The sequence below is a fragment of the Rathayibacter sp. Leaf248 genome (genome assembly GCF_920939495.1).
Classification (GTDB): Bacteria; Actinomycetota; Actinomycetes; order Actinomycetales; family Microbacteriaceae; genus Rathayibacter; species Rathayibacter caricis.
Window position 1 is genome coordinate 1,693,975 of sequence record NZ_CAKLAV010000001.1, and the last position, 20,340, is coordinate 1,714,314.

A 20,340-nucleotide genomic window follows, 5' to 3' on the forward strand; every position below is an offset into this window, starting at 1 on the left:
GTATCCACGAGGGAGAGGCTAACAAGTTCGGTCTTCTAGCACTAAGCCGGCTGAGTTCCCTCCTCGTGCTTGACTTACAGCCATGACTTCGGGAGGAATCGCCGTGCGCGAGGACGAGATCGAGCAGGTCGTCCTGCTGGACGAGACGGGCGGCGCCATCGGCGTCGCCGACAAGGCGACGGTGCACGACGCCGAGACGGCCCTGCACCTGGCGTTCTCCTGCCACGTGTTCGCACCGGACGGCGCCCTGCTCGTGACGCGCCGCGCGCTCGGCAAGCGCACGTGGCCCGGCGTCTGGACCAATTCGTTCTGCGGTCACCCCGCCCCCGGCGAGCGGATCGAGGACGCCGTCGTCCGTCGCGCCGAGCGCGAGCTCGGTGCCCGACTCGAGACGCTGGAGGTGGCGCTGCCGGACTTCCGCTACCGCGCGGTGGACGCCTCCGGGATCGTCGAGAACGAGATCTGCCCGGTGTACACCGCGACCCTGTCGAGCCGCGAGGCACTCTCGCCGCGGGCCGACGAGGTCATGGACTACGAGTGGGTCGACCCGGAGGCCACGCTGGCCTCCGTGCGTGCGGCGCCGTGGGCGTTCTCGCCCTGGCTCGTGCTGCAGCTCCCCCGGCTCCTGGGCTGAGAGACGCCCCGCTCCGTCAGTCGCCGTAGACGTCCGTGCGGTGGAAGTTGAGGGAGGAGCGGGACGCGGTCGGGCCGCGCTGGCCCTGGTAGCGCGAGAAGTACTCCGCGGATCCGTAAGGCTTCTCGGCCGGAGAGCTGAGGCGGAAGAAGCACATCTGGCCGATCTTCATCCCCGGCCAGAGAGTGATCGGCAGCGTCGCGACGTTGCTGAGCTCGAGCGTGACGTGGCCGGTGAAGCCCGGATCGATGAACCCGGCCGTCGAGTGCGTCAGCAGCCCCAGGCGCCCGAGCGAGCTCTTGCCCTCGAGCCGCGCCGCGATGTCGTCGGGCAGCGTGACCGCCTCGTACGTCGATCCGAGCACGAACTCGCCCGGGTGCAGGATGAACGGCTCGCCCTGCGGGGTCTCGACCAGCCTCGTGAGGTCCGGCTGATCCTCGGCCGGATCGATGTAGGGGTACCGGTGGTTGTCGAACAGCCGGAAGAAGCGGTCGAGGCGCACGTCGACGGACGAGGGCTGGATCATCGCCGGATCGTGCGGATCGAGACCGACGCGGCCGGAGGAGAGTTCGGTCTGGATGTCGCGATCGGAGAGCAGCACGAGGCGATCCTAGGGCGTGGGGCGGCACCATCGACGTGGTGCGCGCGCAGGCCTTGCTACGATGATCGAGTGCGCCTCCGAGGCGCCGCGCGAGTGTAGTTCAATGGTAGAACTTCTGCTTCCCAAGCAGATGGCGCGGGTTCGATTCCCGTCACTCGCTCCACAGGTCTCCTCCCCCTCCGTCCTCCTCAGGCGCCCTCATCGGGCGACACGCCGAGGCGATCGCCGCGAACGCGCGGAATGGCGGACGTCGCGGTGCAGGGTGGAGGAGTGACAGAGCTCGTCCAGATCCCGTCGCCGGGCGTCGCCCTCGAGTACGGGCGCCCCGGCCGCCCGGTCGTCGTCGTGCTCCACGACGTGTACGGCCGGCTCCCGTGGATGGAGCCCTTCGCCGAGGCCGTCTCGAAGCACGGGTACCACGTGCTCGTCCCCGACCTCTACGACGGCTGGGCGACGCTCGCCCCGGAGGACGCCCGCGACCTCGCCGCGATGACCGCGCAGGACCGCGCGATGGCCGCGATCGCCGACGCGGTCCGCTCCGGAGCGGCCGAGGGCGCGCAGCGCAGCGCCATCATCGGCTTCGGCTTCGGCGGGCGTCTCGGCCTGCTCGCCGCCGCCACCGGGCTGGTCGACGCGGTCGTCGCGTACTACGCGACCCTCGGGCAGGAGGAGCACGCGCTCGTGCCGTGCCCGACGCTGCTCCACTACGCGCAGAGCGACGAGTGGCCCGAGGGCGACGACCCCGAGGCGTTCGTCGGCCGGCTGAAGGACGCGGGGACGCCCGTCACGGCGCACACGTATCCGGGCACCGTCCGGCACTTCGCGAACGGGACCCTGCGCGAGGCCGTCGACCCCTCCTCCGCGGCGCTCGCCTACGCGCGGACGGTGTCGTTCCTCAATCCGCAGCTCATCGACTACTGAGCGGGCTGCGCGCTCAACCGCGGACGTCGTGCAGGTGGTGCTGGACGTCGTGCAGGTAGTAGCGCGCCATCGTCTCGACGGTGAAGACGGCTCCGTCGCTGCGGCGGCCCGGGTACTGCCACTGGGCGCCCGTGACGCCGTCGAAGGCGTCGGCGATCAGGCCCGCCTCCTCGACGAGCTCGCGGCCGACGACGGCCGGATCCTGCTCGGAGTAGCGGTCCTCGACGGCGGTGACGTCCTGGTCCCAGTTGGGGAACAGCGGATCGTCGCCGGCGAGCATCAGGCCCAGGCGCGTGCGGTAGATGCGGTGCACGTCGCGCACGTGCGCCGCGTACTCCAGGGGCGACCACGTCTCGTCGTCGGGCCGGCCCGCGGCGTCGTCGCGCTCGAGGACGTACGGCCAGGCGGCGGCGTTCTCGCGGATGAGGTGGGAGACGTCGGACGCGTCGACGAGCGAGGCGTCGAAGCCGCACTCGAGGCAGGGGCGCTCGGCGGCCCAGGTCCAGTCCTTGGTGTCGGGGGTGATCGGCATGACCCCACAGTAGGACCCCGGCTCCGGCCCCACGGCGCGTTGGACGGTCAGGGATCGGCGATCCCCCGCCACCCGCTTCAGCAGCGCTGGTGCACGGTGAGCGCGGCGACGCGCTCGCCCTCGGCCGTCCACGGCAGGACGGGCAGGTCCGCCGCTCCCGACGCGGCGCCCTGCTCGACGGCGACGGCCGCCATCGCCCGCGCGACGTTCCCGGCGAAGTCGGCCCCCGCGGTGGAGCTGTTGAACGACACGGCGACCGTCAGTCCCGACACCGGGTCGGAGTAGGCGGCGGTCACGAATCCGGGCGCCACGCCGGAGAAGCCCCGGAGCGGGCCTGCCTCATGCCCGCCCAGGCCGGCGAGGAGCCACTCGGCGCGGCCCTGACCCTGCGGGACCGGGTCGGACCACACGGCGTCGCCGGAGGGCGAGGCGGCGAGGCCGGTCGCGAGCCGGCGGAGGTCCTCGAGGTCGGTCACGACTCCGCCCGCGGCCCCCAGCGCCGACGGCGACGCCGAGCCGACGTCGCGGCGCACCTCGCACTGCACGGCTCCGGTGCGGAGGTCGAGGCCGGCCGCGTACCCGCGCGGCGCCGGAGTGGGCAGATCGAGCGTCCGCGCCGAGGGCAGCGCGGTGCTGCGCAGGCCGTACCGCGGCACGACGTACTCGCGGTAGAGGTCGGCGACGCTGCGGCCGGTCGCCTCCGAGGCCGCGAGTCCCGCCAGCAACGGCCCGGTGGCGGAGTCGGACCAGGCGGCTCCCGGAGGTGCCACGGGCGCGCGCACCTGGGCGGCCGAGATCAGCTCCATCGTCGGCCACTCCCTGACCGGGTTCTGCAGGACCGTCGGCCAGAGCGCCGCCCGGAAGTCGGCGAGTCCGGAGGTGTGCGCGCAGAGCTGGCGGAGGGTCGTGCCCTCGATGCCGGGCAGGGAGCTGAGCGACTCGGAGATGTCGGCGTCGAGGTCCAGGCGGCCCTCCTCGGCGAGCGCGACGACCACGTCGCAGGTCATCGCCTCCGTCCCTCCCGTGCCCAGGCGCACGTGCGCGTCGGTGGTCAGCGGAGTGGGGTCGGCGTCGCCGACGACGCCGAGCGCCGTCTCCCAGCCACCCGCCCAGGGCGACCAGACCCCGGCGACGGCCCCCGTCGCTCCGGCCGCGCCGCGCGCCTCGTCGACGAGGCCGGAGAGCGCGATCGCGAGGTCGTCGGACACGGGACCGGGCGGCGCATCGGGGACGACCGAGGCGGCCCCCTGCGTGCAGCCGACGAGGGCCAGGACCAGTGCGGGAACGGCGAGAGCCGCGACCCGTCTCCGCTTGCGACGCACGACCATGACCTTCGGCTCCCCCCGGAACATCCTCTGGAACGGACCCCACTGTACGGGCGCGCCCCGACTCGAGGACCGCCCGGGCCGGTGTCCCGCCGGTTCGTATCCGGACCGTGACCCGAGACGTCCACCCCGTTTCCAAACCGACTCGGCGCGGGTTACGAAGAAGGGGTGTCGGCACAGGGCCGTCGCGTGAAGGAGGTCCAGTCACATGCGCAGATCACCCAACCGCCTGCTCGCCACCGCTTTCGGAGCGGTCTACCTCGTCGTGGGGCTGCTCGGCTTCGTCGTGACGGGCGGCGTGCAGTTCCTCGCCACCGACGGAGGGCTGCTCCTCGGGATCTTCGAGGTGAACCCGATGCACAACATCGCCCACCTCCTGATCGGCGGAGCGCTGCTGATCGCCGGGCTCTCGACAGTCGCCGCCGCGAAGACCGTGAACACGGTCGTCGGAGCCGCGTACCTGCTCCTGGGCATCGTCGGCTTCTTCGTGGTGAACACGTCGCTGAACGTGCTCGCCCTCAACACGGCCGACCACTTCCTCCACCTCGGCAGCGCGATCGTGCTGCTGGGCGTGGGTCTGGGAACCGAGAAGTCGACCCGGTCGCGAGCGGCCACCGCCTGAATCCGGGCGGCGACAGCCGCCCCCCTCCCACTCCGTCCGCCGCGGGCCCGCCGTTTTCCGCGGCGGACGGACTCCACGGCCCCGGACGACACGATGCGGTGTGTCGATCCGGGGCCTTCCTCTTCTCCGGAGGCGCGCGTGAATCCTCTCGTCCGCGGCTGGGCCGCCTCGGCCGCCCTCGGTGCCGGTCTGGTCCACCTCTGCCTGGCCTCCGTGCGGGAGGACTCCTGGCTGCTCGTGCCCGCGCTCCTCGGCGCCGGCGAGCTCGCCTGGGCCGTCGCCGTGCTGGCCCGTGGCCGGATCCTCCTGCCGCGGGTGGTGCTCGCGGTCGCCGTCGCCACCACGGTCGGCTCGGCCCTCGCCCTCACCGCGGGGCTCCTGCGCGATCCGCTGCCCTCGCTCGCGGGCGGGGTGCTTCAGCTCGCCGCGGCGGGCCTCGTGGCGGCGTCCCTCCGACGCGCCCCCTCCCCCGATCGTGTGGTGCCGGCCGGCCGGACGGTGCTGGGTCTGCTGGCCGGGGCCCTCGTCGTCTCGGCGCTCGCGACTCCGGCGATGGCCGCGACCTCGGCCGGGCCGGGCGGTACCGGAGGGACGCACGGCGTCGTCCAGGACGGGCACGGGCACTGAGCGGTCTCCGACGGCCTCTGGCCTCCCTCCGCGCGGTCGGCTAAGGTAAGGCCAACCTAAGAAGCCGATCGGAGGCCCTCGTGTCGAACGTGATCCCGTTCTCGCAGGCTCTCCGCGAGCGCGTCGGCCAGACCGACGCGGCGGACGACGAGGGCGCCGCCTTCATGACCGCCCTGATGACCGGCGCCGGCAGCCGCGACGACTACATCGCGCTCGTCTCGCAGCACTACTTCGTCTACGAGGCGCTCGAGGCGGTGGCCGATCGCATGGGCGACGATCCGGTCGCGGCCCCCTTCATCTCGGCCAAGCTCACCCGACTGCCCGCGATCGCCGAGGACCTGCGGTTCCTGATCGGCGAGGACTGGCGCGAGCGCATCCGCCCGCTGCCCTCGACGGCGGCGTACGTCGAGCGCATCACGACCGTGGCCAGCGGATGGAGCGGCGGATTCGTCGCCCACCACTACACGCGCTACCTCGGCGATCTGTCGGGCTGCAGCATCGTGCGCACCCTGCTCCAGCGCCGCTTCGGCTTCGAGACCAACGGCGTCGGCTTCTACCTGTACGGCGAGATCGCCACGCCGTCGGCGTTCCGCGCCGTGTACCGCGAGCAGCTCGACGCGGTCGACTGGGACGACGCCGAGCGCGATCGGGTCATCGCCGAGGTGGCCGAGGCCTACCGGCTGACAACCGAGCTGTTCCGCGACCTCGCCCGCTCCCGCGTCGCCGCCTGATCGCGCCCCGCGACGTCAGGCCGACGCCGCGCCGCCCTCGGCGGTCGCGACGGCGGCGGGCTCGGCCCGGCGCTCGGACATGAACCGCAGCAGGTCCTTGTCGACGATGATGTCGCTCGGCCGCAGCGGCCTGGTGAGGTACAGGCCCTCGAGGCTCGTGATGCGGCTGAGCGCGACGTAGGTCTGCCCCGGCGCGAACGCGCGCTGGCCGAGGTCGACCACGGCCGAGTCGTAGGTCTTGCCCTGCGACTTGTGGATGGTGACCGCCCAGGCGAGCCGGAGCGGGAACTGGGCGAACTCCGCCACGATCTCGCGGGTGAGCTTCTTGGTCGCCGCCGAGTAGGAGTAGCGGTAGCGCTCCCAGGTGGCCGGCTCGACCTCGTGCACCTCGCCGTCGACCTCGACCCAGACGGTGCCGGCGACCTTCTTCACGATCCCGATCGTGCCGTTGACCCAGCGCTGCTCCGCATCGTTGCGGAGGAACATCACGTGAGCGCCGATCTTGAGCTCGAGGTTCTGATCGGCCGGGTAGGTGCGGCCGCCGAAGTCGCCGCTGATCTCGGCGGTCGCCGTCTTGAGCGGTCCCTTGAGACGGGCCAGCGCCGTCTGGTTGATCCGGTTGACCGTGTCGTTGCGGGTCGCGAGGGTGATCGCCCCGTCGGTCGGCGGGGTGCGGGCGCCGGCCTCGTTGAGGACGTCGGCGATCTCCTTCGTGACCATGCCGAAGCGGACGGCGTTGAGCATCCACTTGAAGCGCTCGTCGCTCTGACGGTGGATCCGGCCGAGCTCCACGATGCGCAGCGGAGCCTCCTGCCAGACCAGCGCGTCGAAGAACCACAGCGAGCGGTAGCGGTCGGCGAAGTACGCGCGCTCCTCGGGGTCGCCGGGGACGGGGGCGAGCTGGAACGGATCGCCGAAGAGGACGACCTGCACGCCTCCGAACGGCTCGGCCCGCCGCTGGCGCGCCTGGCGGAGGCTGCGGTCGATGCCGTCGAGCAGATCGGCGTTGACCATCGAGATCTCGTCGATCACGAGGGTGTCGATGGTGTTCAGGAGCTTGCGCAGTTCGGGCGGCTGGTCGAGATCGGAGTCGGCGATCACGCCGATCGGCAGGCGAAAGAGCGAGTGGATCGTCTGGCCGCCCACGTTCAGCGCCGCGACTCCGGTGGGGGCGCAGATGACGATCTGCTTGTCGGTGTTCCAGCTCAGGTGGTTCAGCAGGGTCGACTTGCCGGTGCCGGCCCGACCGGTGACGAACAGGTGCTCGCGGGTGTTCTCGATGAGGTCGAACACCCGCTGCTGCTCGTCGGAGAGGGTCGGCTGGGTCACCGGTCCACTGTACCCGCGGCCGTGCGGCGTCGATCCGGAACGGGCAGGACGGGGGCGGACGGCCGCCTGGGGAGGAGGGTCAGCGGCGCTTGCCGAGGGCGGCCAGGCGCTCGTTGTACTCGTGGAGCTCCGCCTCGCCCGTGCGGTCGGCCTGCCGATCGCGCCGCTTCGTCTCGCGGGCGTCGGACCTGCTCCACATCATCGCGACGACGATCGCGAGGGCGAGGGTCGGGATCTCGCCGATGCTCCAGGCGATGCCTCCGGCCGCGCGCTGATCGGCGAGCGCATCGCTGCCCCAGCCCATCGCTCCGTACCAGTCGGCGAGCAGGAGGCCCTCCCCTGTCATCAGCGCGAGGCCGAAGAAGGCGTGGAAGGCCATGGTGCCCAGCAGCAGCAGCAGACGCATCGGGTACGGCACCTGGTGCGAGCTGGGATCGACTCCGATCAGCACGCTCACGAAGAGGTAGCCGGTGATCAGGAAGTGCACGATCATCCACTCGTGGCCGATGTGGTCGGTCGTGGCCCAGCGGAACAGGGGCGAGTAGTAGAACGCCCAGAGCGAGCCGACGAAGAGCACGGCCGCGACGATCGGATGCGACACAATCGTGCCGAAGCGCGAGTGCACGGCCAGCAGCACCCATTCGCGCGGCCCGCGGGATCCGTCGGTGCGTCGGACGACCGCCCGCGCGATCAGCGTGACCGGGGCGGCGGGCACGAGCAGCAGCGGCACCGCCATCGTCAGCACCATGTGCGAGAGCATGTGCGCGCTGAACAGGTACTTCTCGTAGACGTTCACGCCGCCGTTGGTGATGTAGGCCAGCAGGAGCATGCCCGCGATCCAGAGCACCGTGCGGTGCAAGGGCCAGGAGTCGCCCCGACGGCGCAGGCGCAGCACGCCCGCCACGTAGAACGCGATGCCGAAGCCGGTGACGAGCAGCCAGATCAGGTCGACGTTCCAGAGGGTCACGAAGTTCACGGCGCTCGCCACGGGCGGCAGGGGCTCGCCGGTGAGGAGCTGGGCGGGCGTCGGGTCGGTCAGCTGGCTCGCGGCGACCTGGTCGACCGGGGTCGCGGTGCGCGCGAGTGCGGCGGCGACTCCGGAGGCGATGCCCATGAAGGCGACCTCGGCACCGACCAGCCACCAGAAGCTGCGGCCGCCCGCACCGCCGGCGGAGCGCATCCGCTCGATCAGGAACCGGCGCTGCACCAGGCCGAAGAGGCCGAGGGCGATCAGCGCCGCGACCTTCACGATCACGAGGATCCCGTAGCCGGTGAGGAGGTTGCCGAAGCTGGCCAGACGCAGCTCGGCGCTGAGGTAGCCGGACGCCGCGACGACCACGAAGCTGACGAGGGCGAGGCTGGAGTAGCGCTGGATCACGGGCAGCAGGCGCGGACCGTCGAGGAGCGGTCGGAGCACGACGACCGTGACGAGGCCGCCGAGCCAGATCGCGGCGAAGACGAGGTGCAGGCCCAGCGCGGTGACCGCGGCGTCGTGCCCGGCGGAGCCGGCGGCGTGGCCCTGCTGCGCCATCGGGAGGAGGGTGAGCAGCGCGATCGCGGTGACGAAGACGAGCGCGGTCTGGTTGCGCACGGCGAAGCAGAGCACGGTGACGACGGCGGCGAGCAGGGTGGTGGTCAGCCAGGCCTGGCCGACCGGGATGCTGCCGATGAAGTAGCTGAGCTTCGTGCCGAAGTCGCGATCGAGGCTCAGCGGAGTCTGGGTGACGTTGAGGAAGGTGAAGAAGCCCGTGACGGCCGCGGCGGCGGCGAAGAACGCGGCGCCGGCGGCGGCGACGTCGAGGGCGACGGAGTACTCGGTGCGCTGCTCGGGCGTCTCGGGCTCCGCCGTCTTCGAGGCCTTCGCGGGCTTCGGGGTCTTCGCCGCTTTCGCCGTCGAGCGCGGGCTCAGCGCGAAGAGGGCGAGCACGAGCGCGCCGATCATGGCGGCCGCGCCGAGGTTGACCGCGAGCTTCGCGATCGGGAGGCCGTAGCGGACGACGGGCCCCGGATCGTTCAGCAGCGGCGCGGCGGCTCCGCGGCCGAAGGCGAGGGCCGCGAGGAGGGCGACGAGCGCGGCTGCGACGAGCAGCAGCGCGGGCCCCGCGATCCGGACGGTTCGATTCACCCGTCAAGCCTACGTTCCCCGGCTGATCGGCAGCCGCGGGGACGACGAAGGCCCCGGCGCGGACGCCGGGGCCTTCGTCGGAGGACCGGTGCTACTTCGCAGCGGCCTTGAGCTTGGTGCCGGCCGAGACCTTGACCGAGTGGCCGGCCGCGATCTGGATGGTCTCACCGGTCTGCGGGTTGCGGCCGGTGCGCGCGGCGCGGGAGGTGCGCTCGACGGCGATCCAGCCGGGGATGGTGACCTTCACGTCGTTGGAGACGGAGTCGGCGAGGGTCGAGAAGAGCGAGTCGAGGACGCCGTTGACGGCGGCCTGGCTCTGGCCGGAGTCCGCGGCGATCTTCGCGACGAGCTCGGTGCGGTTGAGCGACTTGTCAGCCATTGGAGTGTCCTCCCAGGACGTTCGCGCTGTTGAGAACAGCTGGTGGTTGTGGATCGTCCTCGGCCGGGGACGGACTCCCTCTAACCGGTCGGACCGTCGGTAACCTACCAGCACGACCCGCCAAAGCACGTGATTCCGGGGCGCAGAAGCCCGGAATGACGCTGATCCGGGCCGTCCGGAGGCCCCTGGTGCCCCTCCAGCCCTCCCCAGGCGCGGATCGGGGCGCTCCTCCACCGATGCGCGGACAGGCGGTCCACCCGACCGTCCGGGTGGTCAGGATCGGCGCATGTCGATCACCCTCCTCCCCCTCGTTCCCTCCTCCGCGACCTCCTCGGCGCCCGCCCGGCCGTCCTTCCTCCGCTCCGCGGTGCTCGCCCGGCGCCTCCGGTCACCGCGCGAGCCCGGCCTGACCGCGGTCGCGGTCGGCCTGCTCGCTCTGACCTCGGCCGTCCACCCGGTGTGGGCGCTCCCATCGGTGGGAGTGGCCGCGGCGGCGCTCGTCGTCGCGGTCGCCGCCCTCCTCCGGCCCGGGGAGCGCCGCCTCGGAGCGGCGGGCGCGGCGGCGGCCGTGCTCGCGCTCGCGGTGGCGACGGTCACCGTGCCCGCGACCCTCCGTGGTGCGGGTGATCTACTCGGCTGGATCGCGGGACTGCGCTCATGAGCGAGGCGGCGGTCGGCCGCAAGCCCTCGGGCACGACCGGTCCGTCTCACTACACTCGGCCCGACGCGTGCCCGAGCGCGCAGGGAAGGCGGCCGGGATGGCGCACACGACGGACGGCTGGATCACGACGGCGATCTGGTGGCAGGTGTACCCGCTGGGGTTCACCGGCGCCGAGACCTCGGCGGCCGACGCGCCCGGGGAGGTGCAGCACCGGCTGCCCGCGCTCCTCCCCTGGCTGGACGACCTGCTCGCGCTGGGCTGCAACGGCCTCCTGCTGGGCCCGGTGTTCGCCTCGAGCACGCACGGCTACGACACGGTCGACCACTTCCGGGTCGACCCGCGGCTGGGCGACGAGGGCGACCTCGACGCCCTCATCGCCGCCTGCCGCGAGCGCGGGATCCGGGTGCTGTTCGACGGCGTGTTCAACCACGTCGGACGCGAGCACCCGTGGTGGCGCGAGGCGGTGGCGGCGGGCCCCGGGTCCGCGGCGGCCGCGCGGTTCTCGCGCAGCGACTCCGCCCGCGAGGTCGACGGGCTCCGTGTCGACGTCTTCGAGGGGCACGAGGCGCTCGTCGAGCTCGACCTCGCGAATCCCGAGGTGTCCGCCTACGTCTCCTCCGTCCTCGCCCACTGGCTCGAGCGCGGGATCGACGGGTGGCGGCTCGACGCCGCCTATGCGGTCGCGCCCGCCTCCTGGCGCGCGGCGATCGATCCGGTGCGCGAGCGGTTCCCCGAGGCGTGGTTCGTCGGCGAGGTCATCCACGGCGACTACGCCGGCTACGTGCGCGACTCGGGCCTCGACTCCGTCACCCAGTACGAGCTGTGGAAGGCGGTGCGCAACTCGCTCGAGGAGCGCAACCTGTTCGAGCTCGCCTGGTCGCTGACGCGGCACGGCGAGTTCCTCGACTCCTTCCTCCCGCTCACCTTCATCGGCAACCACGACGTGACCCGCCTCGCCAGCGCGGTGTCGGACGAGCGGCACCACGGCCACGCCGTGGCGGTGCTCGGCTTCGTGGGCGGCGTGCCCAGCATCTACTCCGGCGACGAGCGGGGCCTGCGCGGAGTGAAGGAGGAGCGCGTCGGCGGCGACGACGCGATCCGTCCGGCGTTCCCGGCGGATCCCTCCGACCTGCCGGGCGGAGAGGCGTACCGCGCGCACCAAGAGGTGATCGCGTTCCGGCGCAGGCACCCGTGGCTCGCGCAGGCGCGGACGAGCGCGGTCGACCTGGCCAACACCTCGGTGCTGCTGGTCGCCGAGGGACCGGGCGGCGAATCGGCCCGGCTGGCCCTCAACATCGGCGACGAGCCGGCGACCGTGGGCGGCGTGCGGGTCGACGGCCACACCTGGCTGCTCCTCGACTGATCGGCGCACCGCGTCCTATCCTCGTCGCAGGACGGAGCGCGCCCGGTCGTCGGAGCGCCCGAGGCAGGAGCGAGCGGTGCAGGACACGACATCGGGGCCCGGTTCACCCGGGCCCGACGCACCGGAGGGCAGGACCACGGGGCTCGACGAAGCTCTCGACGCACCGATCGACCCCAGGGGCGACCCGGGCCCGGGCGAGCGCAGCGGGCTGTCGAGCCGGATCGCCGAGGAGCTGCTCGACGGGATCCCCGAGGATCTCGCAGGCGCCGGAGCCGGACCGGCTGCGGCCGCCCCGGACCTCGCGCGCGCGGTCGAGATCGACGATCCGTCGCGCGCCGTCGGTGACGACCCCGACCGGCCGATCCACGGCTCCTTCGCCGAGGAGTTCGAGCGGAGCTGACCCTCCCCGGGTCGCGGACCCGTCCGGGCTCAGCTCGCGACGACCGCGAGCGGTTCTCCCGCCGGCGCCAGCGAGGAGTGCAGGAAGCGCAGGAGCGACAGCAGCAGCAGCTCCTTCGAGTCGGCGCGGCGGTACTCGTGCCCCTCGCCGTCGAGCTGGAGGAACGACACCGGACGGTCCAGCGCCTCCAGGGCGGCGACGATCTGCGTCGCCTCTCCCAGCGGCACGTTCGTGTCGAGCTCGCCGTGCACGACGAGCAGCGGCACGTCGATCGCGAAGGCGCGGCCCAGCGGCGACAGCTCCTCGAGCAGCTCCGCGTCGTGCTCCGGGTGCCCGTACTTCGTCACCGCGGCCGAGGCGATCCACGGCTCGGTGTCGCGGTAGAAGGTGAGCAGGTGCGACATGCCGCAGATGTCGACTCCGGCCGCGAAGACGCCCGGGGAGAACGCGAGCGAGGCCAGCGTCAGGTAGCCGCCGTAGGAGCGGCCGGTGACGGCGATGCGCGAGCGGTCGGCGACTCTGGACTCGACCAGGAACTCGGCGGCGGCGAGCACGTCGTCGAACGCGCCGTACCGGCGCTCGACGTCGTCGGCGTGCACGAAGTCGCGGCCGAAGCCGGAGGAGCCGCGGACATTCGGCGCGAAGACCGAGACCCCGGAGGCGGCCACGGCCTGGTGCTGCGCCGAGAACGTCGGCCGCTCCTGCGACTCCGGCCCGCCGTGCAGGCTGAGCATCGCCGGCCCGGGGCCCTCCACGCCCGGAGCCCGGTACAGCCAGCCCGAGAGCGCCAGACCATCGCGGCCCGTGAAGCGCTCGAGCGTGGGCACCACGAGCGGGGCGGCCGGCAGGACAGGCACCTGCGTGATGCGCGACCACTCGTGGGTCGCGGTGTCCATCCGCCACAGCTCGCGCGGCCGCTCCGGGCCCTCGACGCCGAGCACCACCGAGCTGCCGTCTCGGGAGAGGACGGGGGTCGTGGCGACGAGGCCGGGCAGCCCGGTCACGGGGACGCGCTCGCCGGTGAGGGTGTCGAAGAGCTCGATCTCGCTCGAGCCGGCCACGTTCCAGACCAGCATCAGCAGGTGCCCCGCGTCGTCCGCGTCCAGGCCCTCGAGCTCGGCGTCGTCGCGGGCGGCGAGACGGCGGATGCGCCCGCGCCAGCCGTCGGGGCCCAGCGGCATCGCGACCAGCTGGCGCCGGGGCAGGTCGACGTCGGTCGCGAGGTAGGCGACGATCGGGCTCTCGTTGTCGTTCAGCGGTGCGGGCCGCAGGAACGCGACGTCCGTCGATCCGGTGCCCGAATCGGGCAGGAGGGCGTGGTTCTCGTCGGTCAGGCGGTCGACCACCGAGCAGTACTGGTGACCGCGCTGGCCGTCGCGGACCACGACGAGGCGCTCCTCCGTCGACAGGTCGAGCACCGAGATGAGGTCGCCGTCGACGAGCGGACGCCGCTCGGCCGTGACCGGATCGACGAGGAACGACCGGGTGGGCTGCTCCGGCTCGGCCGACGGCACGGTGACGACGACGTGGTGGCCGCTGCGGGTCCACGGCCCGAGCTCGGCGTGCGCGTCGCGCGAGCCGGCGATGCGCTTGGCGTCGGAGCCGTCGGGCCTGACCACCCAGACCTGCGTGCGCACGCCGCCGTCGGTCGCGACCAGGCAGGCGAGCCACGCGGAGTCGGCCGACCACGAGACCGAGAGCACCGGATCCTCCGTGAAGCGGATGCAGTGCGCCTCGGGCAGCTCGCCGTCGACGACGACGTCCTGCACCCAGACCTCGGGAGCGCCTCCGCGATCGCTGATGAAGGCGGCTCGGGCGGCGTCGGGAGTCATCGACGGGCCCCAGCTGCCCCAGGCGTGCACGAGGTCGAGACCGAGCTGCTCGGCGGCGAGGAGCCCGGAGGTCGCGGTGGAGGTCATGCTCTCCATCCTCCGGCACCGGTCGGGGCCGGTGTTCCGCGGGACGCGAACGCGGGACGAACGTCAGCCGACGCCGTGCTCCTGCAGCCACATCTCGAGCAGCGCGAGCTGCCAGAGCTCGTTCGAGCCCAGTCGCGTGCGCGTCTCGTTGGGCGAGGCGAGCAGGGAGTCGACCAGGGCGGGATCGAAGATCCCGCGCTCCCGGGCCGACGGGTCCGTCAGAGCCGCACGGACGCGCTCGAGGTACGGGCCCTCGAGCTGACGGATCGCGGGCACCGGGAAGTAGCCCTTCGTGCGGTCGATCACCTCGTCGGGCACGATGCCGCGGACGGCGCGCTTGAGCACTCCCTTGCCGCCGTCGGCGAGCTTGAGCTCGGGAGGGATCCGCCCGACCAGCTCGACGAACTCGTGGTCGAGGAACGGCACGCGGGCCTCGAGTCCCCACGCCATCGTCATGTTGTCGACGCGCTTCACCGGGTCGTCCACGAGCATCACCGTGGTGTCGTTGCGCAGCGCCGCATCCACGGAGGTGTCGGCACCGGGGCGCGCGAACCGCTCGGCGATGAAGGCGGTCGCCGCGTCCTCGCCGCGCCACTCCGGTCGCAGCAGCGCCTGCAGCTCGGCGAAGCCCCGGTCGAAGAACACGGACGCGTACGCCTGGGGCGCCCGCTCTCGCGGCACCCCGGCCAGCGGCGGGTACCAGTCGTAGCCGCCGAGCACCTCGTCGGCGCCCTGGCCGGACTGCACGACCTTCACGTGCTGCGAGACGTCCTGGCTCAGCAGGTAGAACGCGACGGCGTCGTGCGAGACCATCGGCTCGCTCATCGCTCCGATCGCGCCGTCGATGCCGGGGAGCAGCCGCGAGGAGTCGATCCGGATGCGGTGGTGGTCGGTGCCGAAGCGCTCGGCGACCAGGGTCGAGTACTCGAACTCGTCGCCCGACTCTCCGCCCGCGGAGTCGAAGCCGATCGAGAAGGTCTGCAGTCCGGTCTGACCGGCCTCGGCCAGGAGCGCCACCACGAGGCTCGAGTCGATGCCGCCGGACAGCAGCACGCCGACCGGCACGTCGGCGACCATCCGTCGCTCGACCGCGGTGCGGAACGAGGCGATGAGCGCCTCCTGCCAGTCCTTCTCGGACCAGTCGGCGCGCGCGGGGTCGCGGGTGAAGACGGGCTCCCAGTAGACGCGCTCGCGGCTCGTGCCGTCGGGCTCGATCACGCGGACGGTCGCCGGGGGCAGCTTCGTCACGCCGGCCAGGATCGTCCGCGGCGCGGGGACGACGGAGTGGAAGCTCAGGTAGAACATCAGGGCGGTGCGGTCGATCGAGGTGTCGGCGACGCCGCCGGCCAGCAGCGCCTGCACGGTCGAGGCGAAGCGGATCCGCTCGCGCGTCTCGTCGAGGTACAACGGCTTGATGCCGAGCCGGTCGCGGGCCATCACCACGCGCCCCGACTCGTGCTCGACGATCACGAAGGCGAACATGCCGAGGAAGCGGTCGACGCAGTCCTCGCCCCACTGGGCGTACGCCTTGCCGATCACCTCGGTGTCGGAGTGGGAGAAGAAGCGGTGGCCCTTGCCCTCCAGCTCCGTCCGCAGCTGCTCGTAGTTGTAGATGCAGCCGTTGAAGACGATCGAGAGGCCGAGCGCGGAGTCGATCATGGGCTGGGAGCCGGCGACGGACAGGTCGATGATCGACAGCCGGCGGTGGGCCAGCGCGACCGGGCCGCGCGCCCACAGACCGTCGCCGTCCGGGCCGCGGTGCGTCTGGCAGCCGCTCATCCGATCGACCGCCTCCACGTCGGCCCGGCGGCCGTCGAGCCGGATCTCCCCCGCCACTCCGCACATGTCAGGCCCTCACGATCCAGGTGTCCTTCGCGCCGCCGCCGCGCGAGGAGTTGACGATCATGCTGCCCTCGGCGGCGACGCGGGTCAGCGCGAGAGGCGCGAGGCGCACGTCGGCGGCTCCGGTGCCGGTGACGAAGACGAAGGCGCGCAGGTCGACGTGCCGCGGCTGCAGCTCGGTGCCCGAGAACGACGGGAGCGACGACAGGCGGACGACCTCCTGAGCGACCCAGCCCTCCGGCTCGGCGGCGATCGCCGCGCGGCGCTCGGCGACGCGGGCGGCGGGAGCGGACGGGCCGATCATGACGCCGCGGCCGCCGTAGCCGTCCACCGGCTTGGTCACCAGCTCGCCGACCCGCTCGAGGACGATGCGGCGCTCGGCCTCGTCCTCGGGCCGGTAGGTGGGGACGGACTCGAGCAGCGGGCGCTCGTCGAGGTAGTAGCCGATCAGCTCGGGGACGGCGCAGTAGAGCGCCTTGTCGTCGGCGATGCCGTTGCCCGGCGCGTTGGCGAGGAAAACCCCTCCGGAGGCGGCGACGTCGACGATCTCGCGGCCCAGCGGCCGATCGCCGACGCCGAGCTCGGCCAGCTCGTCGTCCAGGCGCAGGTAGAGCACGTCGACCTGCGTGCCGGAGGCGAGGACGCGCCCGCCCTCGACCTCGAGGTCGCCGAGCTCGAGCAGCAGCAGTCCCGCGCCCTCGGCCAGGCGGCGGTGCTCGAACCAGGCCGAGCTGTCCGCTCCGCTCGAGAGCAGTGCGAGCACGGGCTCGCGGCCGTCGGTGCGCCGGGCGCCCGCCGCGAGGGTGCGGCGGAGCGCGTCGAGGGTGTCGGAGGGGTCGAGCAGCCCGGTCGGCCGGGGCAGGTCGGGCAGGACGTCGTCGAGCAGGGAGCGGATGCCCATGGCGTACGCCATGCCGCTGGGGTTCCGGAGGTTGTCCTCCAGCACCCGCCAACCGCCGAACTCGTTGCGCACGAGGTCGAAGCCCATGACCGGTCCGCGCACGACGCCGCGTGGCAGTCGGGTCGCCTCCTCGCGCCAGCCCGCGGTGCCGGCCGGACGACGGACGACTCCGTCGCGGACGGCGCGGCCCTCGCCGTAGACGTCCTGCAGGAAGCACTCGAGGGCGCGGGCGCGCTGCTCGAGCCCGGCGGCGAGTTCGCTCCACTCGTGCGCCTGCAGCACCCGCGGCACGAGGTCGACCGGGAACGGGCGGTCCTCTCCGTCGAGTCGGAAGGAGATGCCCGCGTCGAGCACCGTCGCATCGCGCGCGGCGTGCAGCTCGCCCAGCCGCTCGGGGCCGAGACCGCGGAAGTGCTCGAGGATCGGCTGGTAGGCGGTGCGCGGCCGTCCGCCGGTCGCCACCGCCTCGTCGCCCGCCCGCACGCGGTAGGTGCGCAGGCTCGGCGCCGGCAGGATCGGCCCGCTCGCCGGCCCGTGGGTCTCGGCGACGACCGCGTCGACCACGGCGTCGAGGGTGCCGTGCTCGGCGAACACCGCGCGCTGGCGGTCGGCCGAGTTGCCCCGGGCGATCAGCGCCTCGGCCAGCTCGCGCACCTGCTCGAGATCGCCGAGCTCCTCGAGCGCCGGCTGGAGGCGCGCGATCATGCTGCGCAGCGCCTCGGCGGCCGGGACGGGCCGAGGGTGCTCGGTGTGGTCGAGGAGCGACCCGGCGAGCCCGCCGCGCGCGGCCTGCCAGGTGGCCGCGCGCTGGATCGGCGGCGGGGTCGAGCGGAAGGGACGCCCCGCCTCGATGTCGAGCTCGGCCGAGCGCACGAGCCCGCGGAACAGTCCCGCCACCAGGACGGCGTCGTCGACGATCGGCATCGCGTCGCAGACGCGCAGCTCGAGCGTGGGCGCGTGGGAGGAGGGGCGGACGTCGAAGTAGGCCATCTTGGAGTCGGCGATGACCCCCGTGGCGATCAGGTCGTCGAGGAGGCGGTCGTACTCGGCCGCGGAGGCGAGCGGACCGGTGGCCCCGGCGCTCGGCCAGCGCTGCCAGATGATCGTGCGGATGCTCGCGTAGCCCGTGTCCTGGCCGTTCCAGTAGGGACTGCTCGCGCTCGCCGAGAGAAGGACGGGGAGGTCGCGCGCGATCCGCTGGGCGATCTGGACCGCGAGCTCGCGATCGGAGACACCGACGTGGATCTGCGTGCCGCAGATCAGCTGCTCGTCCACGAGCATCCGGTACTGCTCCTGCATGCGGCCGTAGCGGCCGGTGCTGGTGAGCTCGAAGTCCTTGTGCTCGGATCGCGGGGCCGTGCCGACCGCGGCGATGCCGATGCCGTCGGGCGCCGCGGCGTCGATGACGGACTTGCGGAGGGTGATGAGCTGCTCCCGCAGACCGTCGAGCGAGTCGACGACCGGCGTGTTCGTCTCGACCGTGGTCCGCTGCAGCTCGGCCGAGAAGTTGTCCTTCGGCAACCGCGCCAGCACCTGGGGTGCGTGCGCGGCGAGCTGCTTCGTCTCGAGATCGATCAGGTGGAGCTCTTCCTCCGCGCCGAGTGTGAGTTCTGCGCGCATGCGCCCACCGTACGGCGCTCATGTTTCGGGGAGGTACGGGTTGCCCGGGCGGATCGTGAGTGCAGGGGCACGGCCACCTCGCCTCAGAGGGACGTCGGCAGCCCGAGGCCCTCGACGATCTCGACGCCCGCGAGGCGCTCGAGCGCGGAGCCGGGCAGCACGATCTTGGAGCGGCGCACCCCGCTGCCGATCACGACGAGCGGGCGCAGGAGCACGCGGGCGTCGACGAGCAGGCGCCAGCCGGAGGGCAGTCCGATCGGGGTGATGCCGCCGTACTCCATCCCCGACTCGGCGACCGCGCGGTCCATCGGCAGGAACGAGGCCTTCCGCACGTCGAGGAGGCGGCGGACGGCGCCGTTGACGTCGGCGCGGGAGTCGGCGAGCACGACGCACGCGGCGATCCGCTCCTCCCCTCCACGCGAGCCGGCGACGACGACGCAGTTGGCGAGGTCGGCGTCGTCGAGGCCGTAGTGCTCCTTCGTCGCCGCGGTGTCCGAGAGGGCGGGATCGAGGTCGACGACGCCGAGGTCGGCGAGCACGCCGTCGCGCTCGGCGGCGGCGAGGACCGCCTCGGGGAGCAGCTCCGGGTGCTCCGAGACGGGAACGGGGACGAGCGAGCCGAGCGAGGCGGTCATGGGGGCTCCGGAGGGTCGGGGACGGGTGGGATCCATCGTTCCAGGAGCACGGGAGCGGGAGGGCGGCGCGGCGCCGTCCCGGGCCGGTCAGTGCGAGGCGGACTCCTCGCGAGCGGCGGCGCGCTCGGACTCCTCGCGCGCCAGGACCTCGGGGTCGGGCACGACGCGGCCGCGGTGCACGTCGGTGAAGAACTCCTCGCTCAGCACCCGCTTCTCGATCTCGTACCAGCCGGTGCTCCAGCCCGAGCCCAGCGGGTGCTCGGCGTCGAGGAGGACGTGGCCGGGCGTCGCGCCGCGACCGAGCAGCGCCGCGACCGAGCGGTTGGGATCGTAGAGCGCGTGCTCGACGAGCGGGGCGAACACCTCGTGCACGGCGAAGTCCTCGGGCCGGCCGAGGAGGACCGGGACGAGGTCCTCGCCCGCGCGCAGGCCGTTCGGCCACCAGCGGAACCGGTCGACGAGCTCGTGGCACGAGATGCACGAGGGCGAGAAGAAGACGAGGTGGGTCGGCGGCTCGGTGAACTCGGCGAGCGCGATGCGGTCGCCCGAGGCGGTGAGGAGGACGGGCCCGGAGGAGGGTGCGGGAGCGGACGTCGATGCGGGAGCGGAGGGAGGTGCCGCACGGCGCTGCAGGCGGTCGCGCACGAGCACCAGGACGAGGGCGAGCAGCACCGCGGCGAGCGCCGGGAGCCCGGGCGCCAGCGCGGCGGGCGGCACGGGACCCGCGAGCCCGGCGACCGCGAGGGCGACGAGAACGCTGTTGCGCAGGACCGTGCGGCCGCTCATCCGTGCCTCGCCGAGACCGCCGAAGCACTCGCAGTCGACGGGCTCCGGCGCCCGGGCCGCGCCGATCGCGACCACCAGGAAGACCACGAGCACGGCGAGCGCCGCCAGCAGGGCGAGCCGGTGCAGCGGAGCCGGAGCGAGGAGCACGGCGAGGCCGAGCACGATCTCGACGACGGGGAACGAGCGGGCGAAGAGGGTGCCGCGAGCGACCACGGCGGGGAGGCCGAGGGCGCCGAGCGACTCGCGGAACCGCTCCGTGCGGCCGAGCTTCAGCGCCCCGCTCACGACGAGGACGGCGCCGGTGGCCCAGCCTGCGATCGCGAGCAGAACCTCGAGCATCCTTCCCCCTCGTGCACCGGCGGCGGGTGCTCCGCACCGGACGCTACC

At 72.9% G+C, this 20,340-nt stretch carries 19 protein-coding genes and 1 tRNA gene; 9 read left to right on the forward strand and 11 right to left on the reverse strand.

Features of this window, described 5'->3' with window-relative positions:
- The first annotated feature begins 82 nt into the window (after positions 1-82).
- Positions 83-634, forward strand: a complete 552-nt coding sequence (gene idi, locus LRG51_RS08300; protein ID WP_230672111.1) for an isopentenyl-diphosphate Delta-isomerase — start codon at positions 83-85, stop codon at positions 632-634.
- Positions 635-650: 16 nt separating this feature from the next.
- Here the strand turns inward: idi and dcd are convergent, their stop codons facing one another.
- The gene (gene dcd / locus LRG51_RS08305) at positions 651-1,235 is read right to left on the reverse strand and encodes a dCTP deaminase (RefSeq protein WP_077224077.1); all 585 of its coding nucleotides are present in this window, start codon (positions 1,233-1,235) and stop codon (positions 651-653) included.
- Between the two features lie 89 nt (positions 1,236-1,324).
- Between dcd and LRG51_RS08310 the strand changes: the two genes are divergently transcribed.
- Positions 1,325-1,398, forward strand: a tRNA-Gly gene (locus LRG51_RS08310).
- A 107-nt stretch (positions 1,399-1,505) separates the two neighbouring features.
- A complete protein-coding gene (locus LRG51_RS08315; RefSeq protein ID WP_230672113.1) occupies positions 1,506-2,156 on the forward strand; it encodes a dienelactone hydrolase family protein in 651 nt (216 codons plus the stop codon).
- A 13-nt stretch (positions 2,157-2,169) separates the two neighbouring features.
- On the opposite strand, the gene LRG51_RS08320 is transcribed toward LRG51_RS08315, so the two are convergent.
- Positions 2,170-2,688, reverse strand: a complete 519-nt coding sequence (locus LRG51_RS08320; protein ID WP_055786365.1) for a DinB family protein — start codon at positions 2,686-2,688, stop codon at positions 2,170-2,172.
- Positions 2,689-2,765: 77 nt separating this feature from the next.
- Entirely contained in the window at positions 2,766-4,016 is a 1,251-nt protein-coding gene (locus LRG51_RS08325) for a serine hydrolase domain-containing protein (protein WP_055786361.1), read from the reverse strand.
- A gap of 205 nt (positions 4,017-4,221) precedes the next feature.
- Here LRG51_RS08325 and LRG51_RS08330 point away from each other — a divergent pair, with 205 nt between their 5' ends.
- The 3 genes from LRG51_RS08330 (at position 4,222) to LRG51_RS08340 (ending at position 5,993) form a co-directional block, all read left to right on the forward strand.
- A complete protein-coding gene (locus LRG51_RS08330; RefSeq protein ID WP_055786358.1) occupies positions 4,222-4,635 on the forward strand; it encodes a DUF4383 domain-containing protein in 414 nt (137 codons plus the stop codon).
- A 138-nt stretch (positions 4,636-4,773) separates the two neighbouring features.
- Positions 4,774-5,262, forward strand: a complete 489-nt coding sequence (locus LRG51_RS08335; RefSeq protein WP_230672115.1) for a hypothetical protein — start codon at positions 4,774-4,776, stop codon at positions 5,260-5,262.
- 80 nt (positions 5,263-5,342) lie between these two features.
- On the forward strand, positions 5,343-5,993 hold the full coding sequence (locus LRG51_RS08340) for a biliverdin-producing heme oxygenase (protein ID WP_230672117.1): 651 nt from the start codon (positions 5,343-5,345) through the stop codon (positions 5,991-5,993).
- Between the two features lie 15 nt (positions 5,994-6,008).
- On the opposite strand, the gene LRG51_RS08345 is transcribed toward LRG51_RS08340, so the two are convergent.
- The 3 genes from LRG51_RS08345 to LRG51_RS08355 form a co-directional block, all read right to left on the reverse strand.
- Positions 6,009-7,322: an ATP-dependent DNA helicase gene (locus LRG51_RS08345; protein WP_230672120.1), complete on the reverse strand. Its 1,314-nt coding sequence runs from the start codon at positions 7,320-7,322 to the stop codon at positions 6,009-6,011.
- 79 nt (positions 7,323-7,401) lie between these two features.
- Positions 7,402-9,447 carry a cytochrome c oxidase assembly protein gene (locus LRG51_RS08350; protein WP_230672122.1) on the reverse strand — a complete coding sequence of 682 codons (2,046 nt, stop codon included), beginning with the start codon at positions 9,445-9,447 and terminating at the stop codon, positions 7,402-7,404.
- 91 nt (positions 9,448-9,538) lie between these two features.
- The gene (locus tag LRG51_RS08355) at positions 9,539-9,826 is read right to left on the reverse strand and encodes an HU family DNA-binding protein (RefSeq protein ID WP_055786347.1); all 288 of its coding nucleotides are present in this window, start codon (positions 9,824-9,826) and stop codon (positions 9,539-9,541) included.
- 286 nt (positions 9,827-10,112) lie between these two features.
- Here LRG51_RS08355 and LRG51_RS08360 point away from each other — a divergent pair, with 286 nt between their 5' ends.
- The 3 genes from LRG51_RS08360 to LRG51_RS08370 all read left to right on the forward strand — a co-directional run bounded on the left by LRG51_RS08360 (position 10,113) and on the right by LRG51_RS08370 (position 12,250).
- Positions 10,113-10,487, forward strand: a complete 375-nt coding sequence (locus tag LRG51_RS08360) for a hypothetical protein (protein ID WP_055786344.1) — start codon at positions 10,113-10,115, stop codon at positions 10,485-10,487.
- A 97-nt stretch (positions 10,488-10,584) separates the two neighbouring features.
- Complete coding sequence (locus LRG51_RS08365; RefSeq protein WP_230672124.1) at positions 10,585-11,850, forward strand: alpha-amylase family glycosyl hydrolase; 1,266 nt, start codon at positions 10,585-10,587, stop codon at positions 11,848-11,850.
- Between the two features lie 76 nt (positions 11,851-11,926).
- Positions 11,927-12,250, forward strand: coding sequence for a hypothetical protein (locus LRG51_RS08370; protein ID WP_230672126.1), 324 nt, complete (start codon positions 11,927-11,929; stop codon positions 12,248-12,250).
- A 29-nt stretch (positions 12,251-12,279) separates the two neighbouring features.
- On the opposite strand, the gene LRG51_RS08375 is transcribed toward LRG51_RS08370, so the two are convergent.
- The 5 genes from LRG51_RS08375 to LRG51_RS08395 form a co-directional block, all read right to left on the reverse strand.
- On the reverse strand, positions 12,280-14,169 hold the full coding sequence (locus LRG51_RS08375) for a S9 family peptidase (protein WP_230672128.1): 1,890 nt from the start codon (positions 14,167-14,169) through the stop codon (positions 12,280-12,282).
- Between the two features lie 63 nt (positions 14,170-14,232).
- On the reverse strand, positions 14,233-16,014 hold the full coding sequence (locus LRG51_RS08380) for an N-acetylglutaminylglutamine amidotransferase (RefSeq protein ID WP_107574447.1): 1,782 nt from the start codon (positions 16,012-16,014) through the stop codon (positions 14,233-14,235).
- A gap of 1 nt (position 16,015) precedes the next feature.
- Complete coding sequence (locus LRG51_RS08385; protein ID WP_230672130.1) at positions 16,016-18,532, reverse strand: carboxylate--amine ligase/circularly permuted type 2 ATP-grasp protein; 2,517 nt, start codon at positions 18,530-18,532, stop codon at positions 16,016-16,018.
- 83 nt (positions 18,533-18,615) lie between these two features.
- On the reverse strand, positions 18,616-19,167 hold the full coding sequence (locus tag LRG51_RS08390) for a YbaK/EbsC family protein (protein ID WP_230672132.1): 552 nt from the start codon (positions 19,165-19,167) through the stop codon (positions 18,616-18,618).
- A gap of 87 nt (positions 19,168-19,254) precedes the next feature.
- Positions 19,255-20,292 carry a MauE/DoxX family redox-associated membrane protein gene (locus LRG51_RS08395; protein ID WP_230672134.1) on the reverse strand — a complete coding sequence of 346 codons (1,038 nt, stop codon included), beginning with the start codon at positions 20,290-20,292 and terminating at the stop codon, positions 19,255-19,257.
- Between the last annotated feature and the right edge of the window lie 48 nt (positions 20,293-20,340).

Bases quoted from the DNA above. Each gene is read 5' to 3' on its own strand.
- LRG51_RS08330 (WP_055786358.1), top strand. From the start codon at position 4,222: ATGCGCAGATCACCCAACCGCCTGCTCGCCACCGCTTTCGGAGCGGTC.
- idi (WP_230672111.1), top strand. From the start codon at position 83: ATGACTTCGGGAGGAATCGCCGTGCGCGAGGACGAGATCGAGCAGGTC.
- LRG51_RS08375 (WP_230672128.1), bottom strand. From the start codon at position 14,169: ATGACCTCCACCGCGACCTCCGGGCTCCTCGCCGCCGAGCAGCTCGGT.
- LRG51_RS08385 (WP_230672130.1), bottom strand. From the start codon at position 18,532: ATGCGCGCAGAACTCACACTCGGCGCGGAGGAAGAGCTCCACCTGATC.
- LRG51_RS08320 (WP_055786365.1), bottom strand. From the start codon at position 2,688: ATGCCGATCACCCCCGACACCAAGGACTGGACCTGGGCCGCCGAGCGC.
- LRG51_RS08365 (WP_230672124.1), top strand. From the start codon at position 10,585: ATGGCGCACACGACGGACGGCTGGATCACGACGGCGATCTGGTGGCAG.
- LRG51_RS08355 (WP_055786347.1), bottom strand. From the start codon at position 9,826: ATGGCTGACAAGTCGCTCAACCGCACCGAGCTCGTCGCGAAGATCGCC.
- LRG51_RS08395 (WP_230672134.1), bottom strand. From the start codon at position 20,292: ATGCTCGAGGTTCTGCTCGCGATCGCAGGCTGGGCCACCGGCGCCGTC.
- LRG51_RS08360 (WP_055786344.1), top strand. From the start codon at position 10,113: ATGTCGATCACCCTCCTCCCCCTCGTTCCCTCCTCCGCGACCTCCTCG.
- LRG51_RS08380 (WP_107574447.1), bottom strand. From the start codon at position 16,014: ATGTGCGGAGTGGCGGGGGAGATCCGGCTCGACGGCCGCCGGGCCGAC.
- LRG51_RS08390 (WP_230672132.1), bottom strand. From the start codon at position 19,167: ATGACCGCCTCGCTCGGCTCGCTCGTCCCCGTTCCCGTCTCGGAGCAC.
- LRG51_RS08325 (WP_055786361.1), bottom strand. From the start codon at position 4,016: ATGGTCGTGCGTCGCAAGCGGAGACGGGTCGCGGCTCTCGCCGTTCCC.